The sequence below is a fragment of the Mycobacterium shunyiense genome (genome assembly GCF_058270075.1).
In genome coordinates, this window is record NZ_JBZDPU010000015.1 from 187984 (window position 1) to 207395 (window position 19412).

General features: G+C 67.4%; 16 protein-coding genes. 8 read left to right on the plus strand and 8 right to left on the minus strand.

All coding sequences use genetic code 11. The features are described from left to right. Positions 1–123 precede the first annotated feature (123 nt). The 4 genes from AC4ELH_RS15225 to AC4ELH_RS15240 all read left to right on the plus strand — a co-directional run bounded on the left by AC4ELH_RS15225 (position 124) and on the right by AC4ELH_RS15240 (position 7108). The gene (locus AC4ELH_RS15225; protein WP_498885224.1) at positions 124–3603 is read left to right on the plus strand and encodes an indolepyruvate ferredoxin oxidoreductase family protein; all 3480 of its coding nucleotides are present in this window, start codon (positions 124–126) and stop codon (positions 3601–3603) included. Positions 3604–3726: 123 nt separating this feature from the next. Beyond that, on the plus strand, positions 3727–4788 hold the full coding sequence (locus AC4ELH_RS15230; protein WP_498886171.1) for a Glu/Leu/Phe/Val dehydrogenase dimerization domain-containing protein: 1062 nt from the start codon (positions 3727–3729) through the stop codon (positions 4786–4788). Beyond that, entirely contained in the window at positions 4788–6287 is a 1500-nt protein-coding gene (locus AC4ELH_RS15235; protein WP_498885226.1) for an amino acid permease, read from the plus strand. The genes AC4ELH_RS15230 and AC4ELH_RS15235 overlap by 1 nt, the downstream gene beginning before the upstream one ends. 29 nt (positions 6288–6316) lie before the next feature. After that, positions 6317–7108, plus strand: a complete 792-nt coding sequence (locus AC4ELH_RS15240; RefSeq protein WP_064879429.1) for an enoyl-CoA hydratase/isomerase family protein — start codon at positions 6317–6319, stop codon at positions 7106–7108. A 33-nt stretch (positions 7109–7141) separates the two neighbouring features. Here the strand turns inward: AC4ELH_RS15240 and AC4ELH_RS15245 are convergent, their stop codons facing one another. From AC4ELH_RS15245 to AC4ELH_RS15255, 3 genes are all read right to left on the minus strand, one after another. Beyond that, positions 7142–7912, minus strand: coding sequence for an SDR family NAD(P)-dependent oxidoreductase (locus tag AC4ELH_RS15245; protein WP_498885229.1), 771 nt, complete (start codon positions 7910–7912; stop codon positions 7142–7144). A 41-nt stretch (positions 7913–7953) separates the two neighbouring features. Further along, on the minus strand, positions 7954–8820 hold the full coding sequence (locus AC4ELH_RS15250; RefSeq protein ID WP_498885231.1) for a pseudouridine synthase: 867 nt from the start codon (positions 8818–8820) through the stop codon (positions 7954–7956). A 64-nt stretch (positions 8821–8884) separates the two neighbouring features. Then, positions 8885–10630: a glycerol-3-phosphate dehydrogenase/oxidase gene (locus AC4ELH_RS15255; RefSeq protein ID WP_064879423.1), complete on the minus strand. Its 1746-nt coding sequence runs from the start codon at positions 10628–10630 to the stop codon at positions 8885–8887. Positions 10631–10733: 103 nt separating this feature from the next. Between AC4ELH_RS15255 and AC4ELH_RS15260 the strand changes: the two genes are divergently transcribed. After that, positions 10734–11366 (plus strand): hypothetical protein, encoded by a 633-nt coding sequence (locus AC4ELH_RS15260; RefSeq protein ID WP_448442416.1) that lies wholly within the window; start codon positions 10734–10736, stop codon positions 11364–11366. Between the two features lie 10 nt (positions 11367–11376). Here AC4ELH_RS15260 and AC4ELH_RS15265 read toward each other — a convergent pair whose 3' ends face one another. Continuing rightward, the gene (locus AC4ELH_RS15265) at positions 11377–12792 is read right to left on the minus strand and encodes an NAD(P)H-quinone dehydrogenase (RefSeq protein ID WP_498885233.1); all 1416 of its coding nucleotides are present in this window, start codon (positions 12790–12792) and stop codon (positions 11377–11379) included. Positions 12793–12833: 41 nt separating this feature from the next. Here AC4ELH_RS15265 and AC4ELH_RS15270 point away from each other — a divergent pair, with 41 nt between their 5' ends. Next, a complete protein-coding gene (locus AC4ELH_RS15270) occupies positions 12834–13301 on the plus strand; it encodes a gamma-glutamylcyclotransferase family protein (RefSeq protein WP_064879416.1) in 468 nt (155 codons plus the stop codon). On the opposite strand, the gene AC4ELH_RS15275 is transcribed toward AC4ELH_RS15270, so the two are convergent. Next, a complete protein-coding gene (locus AC4ELH_RS15275; RefSeq protein WP_064879413.1) occupies positions 13302–14468 on the minus strand; it encodes a M20 family metallopeptidase in 1167 nt (388 codons plus the stop codon). It lies immediately after the preceding gene. Next, the gene (locus tag AC4ELH_RS15280; RefSeq protein WP_498885236.1) at positions 14465–15649 is read right to left on the minus strand and encodes a M20 family metallopeptidase; all 1185 of its coding nucleotides are present in this window, start codon (positions 15647–15649) and stop codon (positions 14465–14467) included. Before AC4ELH_RS15280 ends, AC4ELH_RS15275 begins: the two co-directional genes overlap by 4 nt. Before the next feature lie 47 nt (positions 15650–15696). On the opposite strand from AC4ELH_RS15280, the gene AC4ELH_RS15285 reads away from it, so the two are divergent. Continuing rightward, the gene (locus tag AC4ELH_RS15285; RefSeq protein ID WP_498885238.1) at positions 15697–16488 is read left to right on the plus strand and encodes a purine-nucleoside phosphorylase; all 792 of its coding nucleotides are present in this window, start codon (positions 15697–15699) and stop codon (positions 16486–16488) included. Here AC4ELH_RS15285 and AC4ELH_RS15290 read toward each other — a convergent pair. Next, complete coding sequence (locus tag AC4ELH_RS15290; protein WP_064959617.1) at positions 16485–17030, minus strand: TetR/AcrR family transcriptional regulator; 546 nt, start codon at positions 17028–17030, stop codon at positions 16485–16487. The two genes, AC4ELH_RS15285 and AC4ELH_RS15290, sit on opposite strands and share 4 nt — an antisense overlap. Before the next feature lie 100 nt (positions 17031–17130). On the opposite strand from AC4ELH_RS15290, the gene AC4ELH_RS15295 reads away from it, so the two are divergent. Further along, the gene (locus AC4ELH_RS15295) at positions 17131–18279 is read left to right on the plus strand and encodes an FAD-dependent oxidoreductase (RefSeq protein WP_498885240.1); all 1149 of its coding nucleotides are present in this window, start codon (positions 17131–17133) and stop codon (positions 18277–18279) included. A 13-nt stretch (positions 18280–18292) separates the two neighbouring features. Here AC4ELH_RS15295 and AC4ELH_RS15300 read toward each other — a convergent pair whose 3' ends face one another. Then, positions 18293–19396, minus strand: a complete 1104-nt coding sequence (locus tag AC4ELH_RS15300) for an AbrB family transcriptional regulator (RefSeq protein WP_498886173.1) — start codon at positions 19394–19396, stop codon at positions 18293–18295. Positions 19397–19412: the final 16 nt, after the last annotated feature.

Below are 19412 nucleotides of genomic sequence, written 5' to 3' on the forward strand. Positions count from 1 at the left end.
GATCAACATTTTCGTCAACTATTGACGCGGATCACCCTCCACGGCAGATTTCGCTGCACCGATTGCTAGTAGTTCTCGCTTCGCAGCTCACGATCTGAGTTGTGGAAAGTGTGGAGGTTATCCGTGACCAGCGTGCTGTCCCGATCCGAACTCACCGCGACCGAACCCGTCGCTCCGTACGACCTCGACGACCGGTATCGAGTGGGGGCCGGCCCGGTATTGCTCACCGGAGTGCAGGCGATCGCGCGAATGATGGTCGAACAGCATGTCCGTGACCTCCGTGCCGGTCGGCGCGTGGCGACCTTCGTCTCCGGCTACCAGGGCAGCCCACTGGGCGGTGTGGACAAGATGCTCCTGGGCATGCCGAACGTACTGGCCGAGCACGACGTCGTCTTCACCCCAGGGTTCAACGAGGAACTCGCCGCCACCTCCGTCTGGGGCAGCCAGACCGACCTCCCGGCAGGCACGGCAACCCATGACGGCGTCGTCGGAATCTGGTACGGCAAGGGTCCCGGCGTCGACCGCGCCACCGATGCGCTGCGGCACGCCAACATGTACGGCGTCAACACGCGCGGTGGTGTGCTGCTGCTCGTCGGCGACGATCCGGCATCGAAGTCGTCGACGGTGCCTGCGGTCAGCGAACGGTCCCTGGCCGCACTGGGCATCCCGGTGCTGTTCCCGCGCAACGCCGAAGAGATCATCACGATGGGCATGCAAGGTGTCGCGCTGTCGCGGGCCTCTGGCTGCGTCGTGGCGATGAAGATCGTCGCCGATGTCGCCGACGGCGCGTGGACGGTCGACGCCGAAGTGTCCGATCTCGCCATCAAGGTGCCCGAAGTCCAGTGGGATGGACGGCTGTTCACCTACCGCCAGCGCCCGATGGCCGCCCCGGCGGACAGCCTGCTCGCCGAGGCCGACCTCTACGGACCGCGCTGGGAGACCGTGCGCGCCTTCGGTACCGCGAACGACCTCGACGTAGTCGAAGTAGACCCGATGCGCGCCAAGATCGGCATCGCCGCCACCGGAACGACGTTCGACGCGGTGCGTCAGGCGCTGGTCGACCTCGGCGTCGACGACGCGGCGCTGCACCGGGCGGGAATCCGCCTGCTGCGCATCGGGATGCCATACCCGGTCGGCCGGGAGTCGGTCAGGGAGTTCGCCCGCGGCCTCGAGCAGATGATCGTCGTGGAGGACAAGACCGCCTTCATCGAGACTCAGGTCCGCGAAATCCTCTACGGCACCGCTGATGCCCCCCAGATCATCGGGAAGTACGACGCCGCCGGCACACCGCTGTTCCCGCTCGGTGGTGAGCTGACCGCCGGCCGCCTGCTGGCACCGCTACGCCGTGTGCTGCGCGACCATGTCGAGTTGAAGCGCATGCCACCGCCCGCTCTGTCACTGGAGGTGTTGTCCGCCAAGCGGACCGCGTACTTCTGCAGCGGCTGCCCGCACAACCGCTCCACCGCGATCCCGGAGGGCTCGATCGGCGGGGGCGGTATCGGCTGCCACACACTCGTCACCATGTCGGGCCGCAGCGACAGTGCAGTCGTCGGCCTGACACAGATGGGCGGCGAAGGCAGCCAGTGGATCGGGCAGGCGCCGTTCACCGATGTGCCGCATCTGTTCCAGAATGTCGGCGACGGCACCTTCTTCCACTCCGGGCAGCTCGCGGTGCAAGCCTGTATCGCGGCCGGGGTGAACATCACCTACAAGCTGCTCTACAACGAGGTTGTCGCCATGACCGGCGCGCAGGACGTCGAGGGCGGACTTGGCGTTGCCGGGCTCACCCGCAAGCTCACCGCCGAAGGCGTCCGGCAGATCATCGTATGCGCCGACGAACCCAAGCGGCACAACAGGAAAGCCCTTGCCAAGGGCACGCTGCTCTGGCACCGCGACCGGCTCGACGAAGCACAGAAGGTCTTGCGCGAGATCCCGGGCGTCACCGTCCTCATCTATGACCAGCACTGCGCCGCCGACGCCCGCCGCCAACGCAAGCGCGGCACCCTGCCCACCCGCAACACCCGCGTGGTGATCAACGAAGCGGTCTGCGAGGGCTGCGGCGATTGCGGCACCAAGTCGAACTGCCTGTCCGTGCAACCCGTCGATACCGAGTTCGGGCGCAAGACCCGTATCGACCAGACCTCGTGCAACACCGACTACAGCTGCCTCGACGGTGACTGCCCGTCGTTCGTCACGGTGGAGCTGACGCCGGACGCCAAGGACCGCAAGGCAGCCCGACGGAAGAACGCAGAGCCGCCGCGTGTCGCGGACCCGGGCTTCGGCATCCCTACCGGCACCCAGAACGTCCTGCTGGCCGGCATCGGTGGCACCGGGATCGTCACGGTCAACCAGGTTCTGGCCACCGCCGCACTGCGCGCCGGCTACGAGGTGGAGAGCCTCGACCAGATCGGGCTCAGCCAGAAGGCCGGACCGGTCGTATCCCACCTGCGGTTCTCGACCAGTACCTTGGAGCCCGCCAACCGGCTGACCCCGGGTGGCGCCGACTGCATCATCGCGATCGACCTACTGACGGCGACCGAGGGCCGCAACCTCGCCTACGGCAGTCCGGGCCGCACGGTTGCCGTCGCCTCGACAAGCCAGACCCCGACCGGCGACATGGTGTACGACAAGTCGGTGGCCTATCCCGAGACCCAGTCGCTGCTGGACCGGCTCACGGTGGTCACCCGGGCACTCACCCATTTCGACGCGCTCGCCGCGGCCGAGGCGTTGTTCGGCAACACGGCCGCGGCCAACTTCCTGGTCATCGGTGCCGCATTCCAGAACGGCGGGTTGCGTCTGCCCGAGGCGAGCATCGAAGAGGCCATCGGCATCAACGGTGTCGCCGTCGCCGCCAATGTCGCGGCCTTCCGCTGGGGCCGGGTCGCGGTCGCCGATCCGGCTGCGTTCTCTGCCGCGGTGGACGCAGCGCGCCCGAAAGGCACGCCGGCGGTTGCCAGCCCGGAACTGTTGGCGGGAACCACCTTCGACGGCGAGGTCCGCCGCCTCGTCGAACTGCGGGCCGGTGAGTTGGTTCGCTACCAGAACGCAAGAATCGCCAGGCGCTACGTCGACGCGGTGCAGTCAGTCTGGCAGTCGGAGCGTGCGGTCACCGACAAGACCGCCTTCAGCGAGGCCGTCGCGCGGGGACTGCACAAGTTCACTGCGTACAAGGACGAGTACGAAGTGGCACGCCTGTTGGTGGATCCGGCCTTCCTGGCCAACGTGCAGGCGCAGGTGCCCGGCGGTGAGAATCTGTCCTATCGGCTGCATCCGCCCGCTCTGCGGGCGATGGGCCGCTCGAAGAAGGTCGGATTCGGGCCGAGATCGCATATGGCACTGAAGCTGCTCGCCAAGGCCAAGGTGCTGCGCGGCACCAAGTTGGATCCGTTCGGCTACGCCCATGTCCGGAAAGTGGAGCGGCAGTTGCTGTCCCATTATACCGACATGGTGCTCGGACTCGCCGCCGCATTGGACGCAGACAACTACGACACCGCCGTCGAGGCAGCCGGCCTGGCCGACCTGGTCCGGGGCTACGAGGACGTCAAGCTCGGCAACGTCGAGCTGTACCGGGCACGCCTGCGCGACCTCGGTATCACCGTCTGACCTGCCTCCACTCCTATCTGTCCGGCCGCCGAACATGCGGCAACGTCATCCATGCCGCCCAGCGGCAGTGTTACCACACGCCGCCAAACATGCGGCACCAGAAAGGAATCCCTAGTGACAGTCATGCCCACCACCCTCGGGGTCTTCGGCCGATCCCGCGAGCTGAGTGCGAGAAGCCACGAGCAGGTCGTGTTCTGCGAGGACGAGAAGTCCGGACTGAAGGCGATCATCGCCATCCACTCGACCGTCCTCGGCCCTGCGCTCGGCGGCTGCCGGATGTACCCGTACGCCGACGAATTCGAGGCCCTCGAGGACGTGCTGCGGCTGTCCTGGGGAATGACCTACAAGGCCGCGGCGGCCGGGGTGAACCTGGGCGGTGGCAAGTCTGTCATCATCGGCGACCCGACCAGCGACAAGAGCGAAGAGCTGTTCGCCGCCTTCGCCCGGTTCGTCGACAATCTCGGCGGACGGTACGTCACCGCGGGTGACGTCGGCACCAACACCGACGACCTCGACGTCATCGGCAAGTACACCACGTACGTGACCGGTCGCAGTACCGCCGCTGGTGGTTCCGGCGACAGCGCGCGGCTGACCGCACTCGGCGTGTTCAACGCCATGCGCGCAGGCGCCGAATCCGTCTGGGGTACGGCATCGTTGGCAGGCCGTACCGTGGGCGTCGAAGGCGTCGGCAAGGTGGGACGCGAACTGATCGCCCTGCTGCTCGCCGACGGCGCGGAGGTAGGTGTGACCGACGTGAACGACGCTGCACTGCGTCGCGTCTCGATCGATCATCCGTCGGTTCGCCTGCTGAGCTCGGTGGCAGACGCACCCGTCGACATCTACGCTCCGTGTGCACTGGGGGCCATCCTGACACCTGCGAGCGCGGAAACCATCGAGGCGAAGCTCATCTGCGGCGCGGCCAACAACCAGCTCGCCGATCCTGGTGTCGAGCAACTGCTTCGCCGGCGCGAGATCACCTGGGTACCTGACTTCGTCGCCAACGCCGGCGGTCTCATGCAGGTCGCCGGTGAATTGCAGGGCGTTGACCGCGCAACGGTAGAAGCCGACGTGACCCGCATTTTCGACCGAACCCGCGAGATCATCTCTGCGGCACGGGACTCGGGGATCAGCATCGGTGCGGCAGCGAACCGGTTCGCCGAACGACGCCTCGACGGCGCGATCTGATGTCGGCCGGCGGCGGATGGTTCCGTACCAAGTCGATAGAGCAGTCGATCCGGGACACCGATGAACCCGACTCGAAGCTACGCAAGGATCTGACGGCAAAAGATCTCACCGTCTTCGGCGTCGCGGTCGTCATCGGTGCCGGTATCTTCACCCTGACCGCTCAGACCGCGGGCACCATGGCGGGACCGTCCGTATCGCTGGCCTTCATTCTCGCGGCAATCACCTGCGGGCTCACCGCACTCTGCTACGCGGAGTTCGCCTCCACCGTCCCCGTCGCGGGCAGCGCCTACACCTTCTCCTACGCCACCTTCGGTGAGTTGGTCGCCTGGATCATCGGCTGGGACCTGATACTGGAGTTCGCGCTCGCGGTATCCGTTGTCGCCAAAGGCTGGTCGCAATACCTCGGCGAAATCCTCGGCGGATCGATGTCGCCAGTCGCGCACTTCGGGTCGGTCAAGTTCGACTGGGGTGCGGTGGTGATCATCGCCATCGTCGGTTTCCTGCTGGCGACCGGGACCAAGCTGTCCTCACGGGTGTCCGCCGTCGCGGTGGCGATCAAGCTCGCAGTGATCGTCCTGATCCTTGTGGTCGGCGCCGGCTACTTCAAGGCATCGAACCTCACACCCTTCATCCCGCCGGCTCAGCCGTCAGCCAGAGCGGACGGCGTGCACCAGTCGATGCTCGGGTGGCTCACCGGGACCGGCGGCTCGAGCTTCGGTTGGCTGGGCCTGCTGACTGCGGCCAGCATCGCCTTCTTCGCTTTCATCGGCTTCGACGTGGTCGCCACCGCCGCGGAGGAGACCCGCAATCCGCAGCGCGACGTACCGCGCGGCATCTTCGGAGCGCTTGCCATCGTCACGGTGTGCTACGTTGCCGTCTCATTCGTCCTCACCGGCATGGTGCCGTACACCCAGCTCCAGGGCGACAATGCCACCCTGGCAACGGCATTCGCCCTGCACGGTGACACTTGGGCGAAGAACATCATTTCGATCGGAGCGTTGGCCGGCCTGTCGACCGTCGTCATGGTGATGTTCCTCGGCCAGACCCGGGTCCTGTTCGCGATGTCGCGCGACGGACTCCTCCCCAGCCACCTCGCGTACACCGGCAGGCAGGGCACCCCGGTGCGATTGACGGTCATCGTGGGAACGGTGTGCGCGCTGCTCGCGGCGTTCGTCGACTTCGGCACTCTTGCGGGAATGGTCAACATCGGCACCCTGTTCGCATTCATCCTCGTCGCGATCGGCGTCCCGGTCCTGCGCCGGACCCGGCCCGATCTGAAGCGCGGCTTCCGTGTTCCGTTCGTTCCGGTGATACCGGTTCTGGCCGCACTCTGCTGCCTGTGGCTGATGTTCAACCTCGAGTTGGAGACCTGGCTGCGCTTCGCGATCTGGATGGCGATCGGCGTGGTGCTGTACTTCGCCTACGGCCGCTCCCATTCGATGCTGGCGCGGCGACCGGAACGCCGCGACGTCACCGACCTTGCTGAAGTGTCAGTCTGAACCAAGGTGCGGCGGATAGGGTCCCGCTCATGTCCCTTGCAGAGCCACTTGACCTCACCTACCCGCGCCCCGACATCGCAGTCGTCACCCTCAATCGGCCCGAGAAACTGAATGCGTTGTCGTACGAACTGGTCGAGGCCCTGCACGCCACCCTCGACGACATCGCGGCGAACAACGAGTGCCGCGTCGTGGTCCTCACCGGCGCCGGACGCGGCTTCTGCTCGGGCCTGGATCTGAGCAATCCCAACCCGCCCGAGGCGGGCGGCGGCACCGAGTTTCCCCGCTCGGGCATGCGCTGGCAGGAACGCATCGCCAACTTGACGGTCAAGCTGCATCGGCTGCGCCAGCCCGTCATCGCCGCGGTCAACGGTGCTGCCTACGGCGGTGGCTTCGCGCTGGCCGCAGCCAGCGACATCCGCATCGCCGGACCCGCCGCGAAGTTCTGCACACAGTTCATCAAGCTGGGCATCGGCGGCTGTGACATCGGGGTGAGCTATACCCTGCCCAGGATCATCGGCGCGGGCCCGGCGTTCGATCTGATCCTGACCGCGCGGGCGGTCGATGCGACCGAGGCGCTGCGACTCGGCCTGGTCACCCGCATCGTCGACGACACCGCCGACCTGCTCGAAGCCGCCCTGGAGATCGCCGAAACCCTCTGCGGCTATGGCAAATTCGGCCTGGAATCGACCAAGCAGGTGCTGTGGGCCAATCTCGATGCCGGCTGCCTGGAAACGGCGCTGCATGTCGAGAACCGCAGCCAGATCCTGTCGGTCGGCACCGGCAGTCTGAGCGGGACGGCTCAGTTCACGAAGCGTGAGTGAGCATCACGGTGAAGTCGTCGTACACCGGGACCGTCATCGCGCTGTCCCGCCACCGTCGACGATGATCACCTGCCCGGTCATGTAGCTGCCGGCGTCCGAGCACATCAGCAGGGCCGCGCCGACCATCTCATCCGGGGTGGCCAGGCGCTTCATCAAGGTCCCGCCCTTCATGAGGTCGATGGCCTCCTGCGGGTTGTTGCGCATCATGTCGGTGTCGACCGGTCCCGGCGCCAAGGCGTTCACCCGGACTCCCAGCGGGGCGAACTCAGCCGCCATCGACCGGGTGACCGACATCAGCGCGGCCTTGCCCGATGCATAGATGGACAGCGCCGGGGCGAAATTGAACGCCCCGACCGACACCATGTTCAGCACCGCGGCCTTCGCGCTGGCCTTCAGATGCGGCAAGGCGTGCTGCACCAGGAACACCGGTCCGCGCAGGTTCACCTCGTAGGACTTGGCCCAGGCCTCCGGCGTCATCTGCCCCAGCGGCTGGGCCAGTGCGTTCGCCGCGTTGTTGACCACCACGTCGACCCCGCCGAACTCGGCGACCGTTCGCTCCACGAGGGCGCCGAGTTCGTCGATGTTGCCGCTGTGGGTGGGCACCCCGATCGCCTGTCCCCCCAGTTCACGCAGGTGCTCGGCCGCCCGATCGCAGGCGTCGGCCTTGCGGCTGGCAACCACCACACGCGCGCCGGCCAGCGTGAAGCCCTCGGCGAGGGCCAATCCGATCCCACGGGTGCCGCCGGTGACGATCACGGTGCGGTCGGTCATGTCGAACAGATGGTCAAAGGTCTCACGGTTCACCCCGTCAGTAGACCATCACCACGGTCCGGTCGTGCAAGGCTTCAGCCCAATGTCCGCGCACTCACGAATTCGCGATCCTCACCGGTGATCGGGTCGGTGAACTCGAGGCGCTGGGCCAACAGTTGCAGTGGATGGTCGAAATCATCCGGCGCGACGTCGATCACGTTGGGGTACAAGGAGTCCCCGATGATCGGCAACCCGATCGAGTTCATGTGGACCCGCAACTGATGTGTCTGCCCGGTGCGGGGCGACAGCCGGTACAGCCCGCTTCCCAGCTCCTCGACATAGGTCTCGGCGTTGGGCGCCCCGCATTCCTCGAAGGCCTGTAACCGACCGCGGTGCTTGATGATCCGGCTGCGCAGGGTGATGGGCAACGACACCGTGGCGGTGCCTGCGGCCCGGGCCAGGTACGTCTTGCGGGTCTTACCCTCGGCGAACAGCCGCTGATAACTTCCCCGCACCTCGGGACGCACGGTGAGCAGCAGCACCCCGGCGGTCAGCCGGTCAAGCCGGTGCGCCGGGCTCAGCTCCGGCAGGTCCAGCTTCCGACGCAACCGCACCAGCGCAGTCTGCGCGACGTGCCCGCCGCGCGGCATCGTGGCCAGGAAGTGTGGTTTGTCGACAACCACGATGTCGTCGTCGCGGTACAGCACCGGGATGTCGAACGGCACCTCCACCTCGTCAGCCAGATCTCGGTAGAAGTAGACATGCGCGCCCGCGGGCAATTCCGTGGTGGCGTCGACAACCGTGCCATCGGGCAGAAGCACTTCTCCGGCAAGTACTTTCGTGCCGATACCGAACCGCTGCTGCAGCTCGTCGTACACGTTCACCAGGGATTCCCCGGTCGCTGCGCTCCCGCCCGCCGGACCAAGCAGCCGCAGCCGCGCCGGGCCGATTCCGTCACGCACCGGCAGCGGCGGCGATGCGCGCCTGCGCTTAGAGCGTTGGGGCCCGCCCCGCTTCAATGTCCCGTCAATTCAAAGGCACGGGTTCGAGGATCTCGGCGCGGGCCTCGGGCGCGGCCTGGCGCAGCGCATCGGCGGACTCGTCGTCGGGCTGGGTCTGCGACAGCACCTCGGCCTCCACCCGGGCGACATAGGTGGCGACCTCGCGGTCGACGTCCTCGGCGGACCATCCCAGTACGGGCGCAACCACTTCGGCGACCTCACGGGCGCAATCGACTCCGCGGTGCGGATATTCGATGGCGATCCGCATCCGGCGGGCCAGGATGTCCTCAAGGTGCAGAGCGCCTTCGGCCGCCGCGGCGTAGTAGGCCTCGACCTTCAAGTAGACCGGCGCAGCGGTGATGGGTGCCAGCAGTTCAGGCCGGCCCTCCGCCATCTTGAGCACCTCACTGATCAGCGAGCCGTACCGGTCGAGCAGGTGCCGGACGCGATAAGGATGCAGTCCGTATTGCTTGCCAACGTATTCGGTCTGGTTGATCAGGGCGAAGTACCCGTCGGCGCCCATCAGCGGGACCTTCTCGGTGATCGACGGCGCCACCCGGGCCGGGATGAATTCTGCGGCAGCGTCAATCGCGTCAGCGCCCATCACTCGGTAAGTGGTGTACTTTCCGCCGGCGATCGCCACGAGCCCGGGAGAGGGCACCGCGACGGCGTGCTCACGCGAGAGCTTCGAGGTCTCCTCGCTCTCACCGGCCAGCAGCGGACGCAGCCCGGCGTAGACACCGTCGATGTCGTCGTGGGTCAACGGGGTTGCCAGCACGGTGTTGACATGGCCGAGGATGTAATCGATGTCGGCCTTGGTCGCGGCGGGATGCGCGAGGTCGAGATTCCAATCCGTGTCGGTGGTCCCGATGATCCAGTGCGTACCCCAAGGAATCACGAACAGCACCGACTTCTCGGTGCGCAGGATGATCGCCACCTCGCTGACGATCCGGTCCCGCGGCACCACGATGTGTACCCCCTTGGAGGCACGCACCCGGAACCGCCCGCGTTCCTTGGACAGGGCCTGGATCTCGTCGGTCCACACCCCGGTGGCGTTGACCACCACGTGGCCCCTCACCTCGGTGATGGCGCCGTCCTCGGAATCGCGCAGCGTGACACCCACCACGCGATCACCTTCGCGCAGCAACGCCACCACCTGGCTCGACGAGCGCACGACCGCGCCGTAGTGGGCCGCGGTACGGGCCACCGTCATGGTGTGCCGGGCGTCGTCAACCACGGTGTCGTAGTAGCGGATACCGCCGATCAGAGAACTACGCTTCAGCCCCGGCGCCAACCGTAGCGCTCCGGACTTGGTCAAATGCTTTTGCGCCGGAACGGATTTCGCGCCACCCAGCTGGTCATAGAGGAAGATGCCCGCCGCGATATAGGGCCGCTCCCACCAACGGTTGGTCAACGGGAACAGGAACGGCAACGGCTTGACCAGGTGCGGCGCCAACGTGGTCAGCGACAGTTCACGCTCGTACAGGGCTTCACGCACCAGGCCGAATTCGAGTTGCTCGAGATACCGCAACCCGCCGTGGAACATCTTGGAGCTGCGACTGGAGGTGCCGGAAGCGAAATCGCGGGCCTCGACGAGCGCTACGGTGAGTCCGCGGGTCGCGGCGTCCAACGCCGCTCCGGCGCCCACCACACCACCGCCGATGACCACCACGTCGAATTGTTCACTGCCGAGTCGTTGCCAGGCTTGCGCCCTGTGCTGCGGTCCGAGGAAGGTTTGCCCGTCGCCCGGTGCTGAGATCGGGTCAGTCACGATTCCCAGGCTACGTGGGTGACGTGGGATCTGCCCGATTCTGCCCGTCCTCGGCCAGTCCAATTCGTCTGCGCCGGCCCTTTTGAGCGGTAGGTTCCCTAGCGTGTCGAATCAACCCCCGGGCTTGCCGGGACAGCCGTACCCGCCCGGTGGTGTCGGGCCGACGGGATACGGATACGGACCGCCGCCTGGTTACTTTCCCGGCCCGTCGCAACAGAAGGCGGCGCCGAAGAAGCTCTGGTACGGCGTCGGCGCGACACTGCTCATCGTCGGGGTTCTGGTCGCGGCACTCGGGGGCGCGGGGATGATCGGGAATTTTTCCGACGCGGCACCGGATGCCGAACACACCTTCGGAAACGGCGAGACGACGACGGTGCACTTCGACGCCGGTGAGACCAGGGTGATCTTCGCTGCCGAACCTGATGAGAATCACCACGTTCGGTGCAACGTCAGCACTCGAACCGGTACCGACGATGACATCAAGGTGGACAACTACGACGGCACCCTCACGATCAACCAGTGGCAGGCCTTGTTCACCGTGACCGTGCAAAAGGCCTCGGACTATGCCGTCACATGCAAAGGTGCTGCCTCAGACGAGTTCGGCGTGGGTGGTGACGCCAAACCCGCATCGCTCGTCGGCGGCATTTTCGCCATCTTCGGCGGCGGCATCTTGTGTGTCGCCGGGGTCCTGACGCTCATCATCACGGCGCTGATGCGACGACGCCGCCAGGCTTGACACCAGCCGGCTAGTCCAGGTCGTCGTGCTTCATCAATTGCCGCGCGGCCTCGGTGATCGAACCGGACAACGACGGGTACACCGAGAAGGTCTGGGCCAACTCGGTGACCGGGATACCGTTCTGAACCGCCAGGGCGATCGGCAGGATCAGCTCGGAGGCGATCGGGGCCACCACGACGCCGCCGATCACCACCCCGGTAGCCGGGCGGCAGAAGATCTTGACGAAACCACGGCTCAGGCTGGACATCTTGGCCCGGGCATTCGTGTTGAGCGGCAGGGTCAGGGTGCGGGCCGGCACCGACCCGTCGTCGATCGCGGCCTGGGGAACCCCGACCGCGGCGATCTCCGGTCGGGTGAACACCGCCGCGGCGACGGTGCGCAAGCGGATCGGGGCCACGGCCTCGCCGAGGGCGTGATACATCGCGATGCGTCCCTGCATGGCCGCCACCGAGGCCAGCGGCAGCAGTCCGGTGCAGTCTCCCGCCGCGTAGATGCCGGACACCGAGGTCCGCGACACGCGGTCGACTTTGAGGTAATTGCCCGGCCCGAGCTCGATGCCGACGCGCTCCAGACCGAGACCACTCGTGTTGGGCACCGAGCCGACCGTCATCAGCGCATGGCTGCCGTCGACGGTGCGCCCGTCGGCCATCGTGACGCGCACGCCGCTCTCGGTGCGGGTGACCGACTCGGCGCGGGCATTCTTGACCAGGGTGACGCCGCGTTCGGAGAACACCTCCTCCAGCACAGCCGCGGCATCGGAGTCTTCGTGCGGCAGGATCTGATCGCGGCTGGCCACGACCGTCACGGTCACCCCGAGTTCGGTGTAGGCGTTGACGAACTCGGCGCCGGTGACACCCGACCCGACCACCACGAGATGCTCGGGCAGCGCTTCGAGGTCGTAGAGCTGGCGCCAGTTGAGGATGCGTTCCCCGTCGGGCACGGCGTTGGGCAGCACCCGCGGGCTGGCGCCGGTGGAGATCAACACCACATCGGCCGTCAGCTGGCTGACAGCACCGTCCGGGCCGGTCACCTTGACCCGGTGCTGGGCCATGCCGGGGACGTCGTCGATCAGTTCGCCGCGGCCCGCGATCAACTCGATACCCTCGCTGCGCAGCCGGTCGGCAATATCCTCGGACTGTGCCGTGGCCAGGTTCTTCACCCGCTCGTTGATCTGCGGCAGCGAGATCTTGGACTGCTCGAAATCCAACGAATATCCCAGGTTGGGAGCGCGCCGAAGTTCGGTCCGCACGCCTGTGGAGGCGATGAACGTCTTGGACGGCACACAGTCCCACAGCACGCATGCGCCGCCGATGCCGTCGCAGTCGACGATGGTGACGTGAGCGACCTCCGGGCCGCGGGCAGCGGCGACGAGAGCCGCCTCATAGCCGGCGGGTCCGCCGCCGATGATCACGATGCGGGTAGCCACGGCACCAACCTAACCAACTTTGCGCACTAAGCTGTCTTACCGTGCCGCTTTACGCCGCCTACGGGTCCAATATGCATCCGGAGCAAATGCTCGAGCGGGCTCCGCATTCCCCGATGGCCGGAACAGGGTGGTTGCACGGCTGGCGGCTGACGTTCGGCGGTGAGGACATCGGCTGGGAAGGCGCGCTGGCGACCGTCGTCGAGGATCCGCTGTCCAAGGTGTTCGTGGTGCTCTACGACATGACGCCGGCCGACGAGCATTCCCTCGATCGGTGGGAGGGCTCCGAACTCGGGTTCCACAAGAAGATCCGCTGCCGGGTGCACAGGTTGTCGTCGGACACCACGACCGACCCGGTGCTCGCATGGCTATACGTGGTCGACGCCTGGGAGGGCGGTCTGCCCTCGGCCCGCTATCTCGGAGTGATGGCCGACGCCGCTGAGATCGCCGGGGCGCCGGACGAGTACGTCCACGATCTGCGTACCCGTCCCGCCCGCAATATCGGGCCGTAATTACGCCGAGGCCTCGACGATGTTGACCATCGTCCGGACACCGACGCCCAACGCACGTTCGTCGATGTCGAACGTCGGCTGATGTAGATCGAGTTGCGGCCCTTGTCCGCTCCAGACGCCGAGCCGCCCCATGGCACCGGGCACGTCTTCGAGGTACCACGAGAAATCCTCGCCACCGCCGGACTGATGGGTGTCGGCGAGCACGTCGGGGCCGATGGCCTCGATGGCGTGCGTGAGGATGCGGGTGGACACCTCTTCGTTGACCACCGGGGGCACGCCGCGCCGGTAATTGAGGCTGTGCGAGATGTTCAGCGGCGCGAGCAGCGACGTAACCGTCTCTTCCACAATCGATTCCAGCGTCAGCCAGGTATCGCGACTTGCCGTGCGGATGGTCCCGGCCAGGGTGCCGATCTGCGGGATGGCATTGGCGGCCACACCCGCATTGACCGCGCCCCACACCATCACGGTGTCGTGGCGGGGGTCGATGCGACGGGACAGCACGCCGGGCAGCCCGGTGATCAACGTTCCCAGCCCGTAGACCAGGTCACCGGTCAGGTGCGGCCGGGAGGTGTGCCCGCCGGGCGAGTGCAGGGTGATCTCGATGGAATCTGCAGCCGACGTGATCGGTCCGGGCTTAGTGGCGACCTGGCCTACGACCAGCCGAGGGTCGCAGTGCAGAGCGAAGATCCGGCTCACCCCGGTCAGCACACCCGCGTTGATCGCGTCGATCGCGCCGCCGGGCATCAGCTCCTCGGCCGCTTGGAACAGCAATCGGACGCCGACCGGCAGCTCCGGCACCGACGCCAACGCCATCGCAGCGCCGAGCAGTACCGCGGTGTGGGCGTCGTGCCCGCAGGCGTGCGCGACGTTGGGCACCGTGGAGGCGTAGGACGCGCCCGTGCGGTCGGCCATCGGCAGGGCGTCCATGTCGGCGCGCAGCGCGATCCGCGGGCGGTCCTCCGGCCCGAAGTCACACGTCAACCCGGTGCCGCCGGGTAGCACCTTGGGGTTCAGCCCGGCCTCGGCCAGGTGGCGGGCCACGAACTCGGTGGTCGCGAACTCCTGGCGACCAAGTTCCGGATGGGCGTGCAGGTGCCGCCGCCACGACACCATCTCGTCGTAGTTGGCCGACAACCAGCGGGCAGCCGCGTGCTGCAGCACACTCATGACGCCTGCCTCCTCTGCAGCGCCTCCAGGACCCGGTCCCGCTGCGCAGGCGTCTCGGCCAGCTGAACGACGCTGCGGGCCAACATGATTGCACCTTCCAACACGACCTTGTCAGCACTCGGACCCGCCGCGGCAGCCGTGAACGCCGGTTGGTGGATCGCGGCGCCGCCCGAGTCGATACCGATCACCGGATGGATGCCGGGCATCACCTGACTGATGTTGCCCATGTCGGTACTGCCCAGTGGCACACTCGCCTCCACGTTCTCCGGCAACGGGTTACGGCCCAGGCGCAGCATCTCGGCACGGATGGTCTCCGAGAGCCACGGATCGGGCACAAGTTCGGCGTAGGCCGGGCCGATCTCGGTGACCTGGTGCTCGCAGCCCGTCGCCAGTGCCCCGGCCGAAAAACAGCCCGCCATCCGGTCTTCCAGCTCGCGCAGGGCCGACATGTCGGTGGCCCGCATCGTGTATCTCATTTCGGCCCGACCGGGAATGACGTTGGTGGCCTGCCCGCCGTGGGTGACGATGCCGTGCACCATCTGCCCCGGCATGAGCTGCTGACGCAGCAGCCCGATCGCGACCTGCGCGACGGTGACCGCGTCACCGGCGTTGACACCCAGATAGGGCGCGACGGCGGCGTGCGATTCCCGGCCGGTGTAATTCACCGTCACCTCGGAGAGCGCCAGCGAGCGCGCCGCGGCGATGTCCACGGGCCCGGGATGCAGCATGACCGTGGCGGCGATGTCGTCGAACACACCGGCATTGAGCAGCAAGACTTTTCCGCCACCGAGTTCCTCGGCCGGGGTGCCGATCAACACGACGGTCAGGCCGAGCTCGTCGGCGACATCGGCAAGAGCCAGCGCGGCGCCGACCGCCGAGGCCGCGATGATGTTGTGTCCGCAGGCATGCCCGATCTCGGGCAGGGCGTCGTACTCCGCGCAGATCCCGATCACCAGCGGGCCGCTGCCGTAGGAGGCCCGGAACGCGGTGTCCAGCCCGCCGGCTGCCGCGGTGATCTCGAAGCCGTACTCGGCCACCAGCGCCTGGGTCTTGGCGCAGCTGCGGTGCTCGGCGAACGCCAACTCAGGCTCGGCATGTATCGAGTGGGAGAGTTCGACGAGGTCGCCACGACGCCGGTTGATGGCGTCCTCGACGCTCAGCGAGGCGGTGGCAGACGGCATCCTCGCAGTATCTCACTGCCCGTTTCCGGCGGTTAAGCTCGCCTATCGTGACCGATCCCCAGGCATCCAGCCAGGCAGCCGCCGCCATCGCCGAACGGACCGGCGTCGAACGCCACGATGTCGCGGTGGTGCTCGGATCGGGTTGGGCACCCGCGGTAACCGAGCTGGGCGAGCCGGTGGCAACGGTGCCGATGGCCGATCTCCCCGGCTTCACCCCGCCGACCGCGACCGGCCACGGCGGCCTGGTGCACTCGGTGCGCCTCGGGAGTCACCGCGTGCTGGTGCTGGCCGGGCGCATCCACGCTTATGAGGGCCACGACCTGCAGCATGTGGTGCATCCGGTCCGGACGGCTGCGGCAACGGGCGTGTCCACCGTGGTTCTGACCAACGCGGCCGGCGGGCTGCGTGCCGAGTATCAGGTGGGCCAGCCGGTACTGATCAATGACCACCTCAACCTCACGGCGCGGTCGCCGCTGGTAGGTGCGCAGTTCGTCGACCTGGTCGACGCCTACTCCCCCAAACTTCGAGCGCTGGCCCGAGAGATCGAGCCGACCCTGGCCGAGGGCGTCTACGCCGGGCTGCCCGGCCCGCATTACGAGACACCGGCCGAGATCCGGATGCTGCGCACCCTGGGAGCCGATCTGGTCGGCATGTCGACGGTGCACGAGACCATCGCTGCCCGGGCCGCCGGCCTGCAGGTGCTGGGCATCTCGATGGTGACCAACCTGGCTGCCGGGATGACGGGTGAACCGCTCAGCCACACCGAGGTCCTCGAGGCCGGGCGTCAGTCCGCAACCCGGATGGGTTCCCTGCTGGCTTCGGTGATCAGACAGATCTAGCCGACGAGATACCGCTGCAGGGTGGGTGCGATCCAGTCGACGACCTCCTGGCGCGACATGGTGACCAGAGGCGGGAATTCCAGGACATAGCGGCACAACGCCATGCCCAGTACCTGGGACGCGGCGAGGCTGGCCCGCACCGGGGTGTCGGGAGCGTCGCCAGTGGTCTGCGCTATCGCCGGGGCGAGTTGTGCGGCGAAGATCGTGCGCATCCGCTCGGCCACTGCCTCGTTGGTGACGCCGGCTCGCAACAGGATCAACAGCGCCTCGTCGCGCTCCCAGCGTTCGAGGAAATGCGCGGCCAGCGCGGCGCCGATCTCTTCGCGTGGGATCCGCGTGAGATCCGGTAGTTCCAAATCGAATTCGGCGGCCGCGGCGAACAGCCGCTCCTTGTTGCCGTAGTAGCGCATCACCATCGCCGGGTCGATCCCGGCGTCGGCCGCAATCGCCCGGATCGTCGCGCGCTCGTATCCGTCGGCGGCGAAGCGCTCCCGAGCCGCGGCGAGGATCACGGACTTGGTCTCGGCTGCCGGTCGTCGCATGTCAACAAGTGTAGGTCAACAACCGTTGACATCCAGTCCCCACAGGCCTAATTTGATGTCAACAAGCGTTGACCAACAGTTGTTGACAAAGGAGTCGAAGATGCAAGCGCTCACCACCGACGTCCTGATCGTCGGAGCCGGACCCGTCGGCCTGACCGCCGCCATCGTGCTCATCCAGCACGGTCACGAGGTGACCGTCGTGGATCGACAGGCCGAGGGCACCAACACCTCGCGGGCCGCCGTGGTCCACCCGCACACCCTGGAATTGCTGGAGCCCTACGGGGTGGTCGCGGACCTCGTCGCTCGCGGCGTGCACACGCCGACCTTCGCCATCCGGGACCGCGACGATCTCCTGATCGCGGTACCGTTCAGCCAGCTGCCGACCCGCTACCCGTACACACTGATGATCTCGCAGGCCGACACCGAGGCGTTCCTGCTCAATCGGCTCGAGGAGCTGGGCGGCAAGGTCGTCCGCCCCGCTTCGGTCATCGGGATCCAGCAGACCGCCGACCAGGCGATGGCCACGTTCGCCGATGGCCAGCAGATCCGGGCCCGGTACCTGATCGGAGCCGACGGCATGCACAGCACCGTCCGCGAACACGCCGGGATCGCGTTCAACGGCGGCACCTACGGCGAGTCGTTCGCGCTGGCCGATGTCCGGCTGTCCGGCGGCGTGCCGGCCGACGAGGTGATCCTGTACTTCTCGCCGGCCGGGCTGGTCGTCGTCGCACCACTGCCCGACGGGATGTACCGCATCGTCGCGACAGTGGACGAAGCCCCGCAGCACCCGGACGTCGCGTTTGTGCAGTCGCTGCTGGATGAGCGCGGCCCGGTGGCCGAGCCCGCGGTGGTCGAAGAGGTGGTGTGGGGCTCCAGGTTCCGGGTGCATCACCGAGTTGCCGACGCGTTCCGCGACCACCGCATCCTGCTGGCAGGCGACGCCGCCCACGTGCACTCCCCCGCCGGCGGGCAGGGGATGAACCTCGGCATCGAGGATGCCGTCGTCCTCGGCGAGCACCTGGCGCAGGTACTGGACGCCGGAGCCGACAACGCCGTGCTCGACGAGTACGCGGCCACCCGCCGCCACACCGCCCGTCGTGTGGTCTCGATGACCAGCCGGCTCACCGAACTCGCCACCGCATCGGCCCGCCGCCGCCCGCTCCGCAATCGCGTCATGCGACTGGCCGGCAAGCTGCCCGCCGTCCGCCGCGCGCTTGCCTGGCAGTTGTCCGGCCTGAACCGGCGATGAGCAGGCCGATCAGCTATCGCCCGACGGCGGCCACCGGTTCGTCCCGCCGGCCGTGAGGCTCGTCGCGGCGCCGGGCCAGCCGGGCCATGACCCGCGCCATGAGCGGGGCGGCGAACAGCATCAGCAGCACCCGGAGCACCTGGGCAGCGATGATGAAGGTGACGTTGGACCCCGTCTCCACCGCGGTGGCGAGCACCGCGTAGACGCCACCCGGACTGGTCGCCAGGTAGCCCTCCAATTGCGTCATCCCGGTGACGTTGGCCAGCACCACCCCGAGCCCGGCAGTCGCCACGCCGAGCACGACTATCAATGTCAACGCCAACGGAAGTATCCGGCCGATCGCCCGTAGCGAGTCGCGGGTGAAGGCGATGCCGGCCTGCCAGCCGATCACCATGTAGGCGGCCTGCACCAGAAGCACCGGAACGGCCAGCCCGAAGGACAGACCCGTGAGCTGCAGTGCCACCGTCAGGGCCAGCGGGCCGAGCAGTCCGGCGCCCGGCAACCTGGCCCAACGCCCGCCGACCACCCCGACTGCGACGATCGCGGCAAGCATGGCCAGGCTGAGATACCAAGGTGCCGAAGCAGTTTCAGCCGGGTCCGACGGCGGATGCGACCGGTCGGCGTGGAAGACCAGGGTCACCACGAGCGGAATGGTCCCGGTGACCAGTGCCACCCGAAGATATTGGACGACGGACACGACGCGATCGTCGCCGCCGAGTTCCCGGGCGATGGCCACCAGGCCCGACGCGCCCCCGGCCACGAGCGCCAGCGAGCCGGTCAGCGGACTGACGTCGCGGTGCAGACCGAGCAATCCGCCGGCGAGGATGCTGAGCAGCAACGTGGCCACGGTGATCACCAGCACGATCAGCCAGTCCGATCCGAGCGCACTGACGGCGTCCCGATGGACCATCGTGCCGATGTACACGCCCAGCACACCCTGGGCGATCACCCCCGCCGGGCGCGGCATCTGTTCCGGGGCGAGCGAGACCAGCGCCAGCACGATGCCTACCGCGAGTCCCGCGAACAGCGCGGCCGAGGGCACGTCGACGAGGGTGAGCGGGACGGTGACGGCGACGGTCGCGACGAGAAGCAACATCCACCGCAGCGTCCGTGTCATCCCCGTCATGCACCTC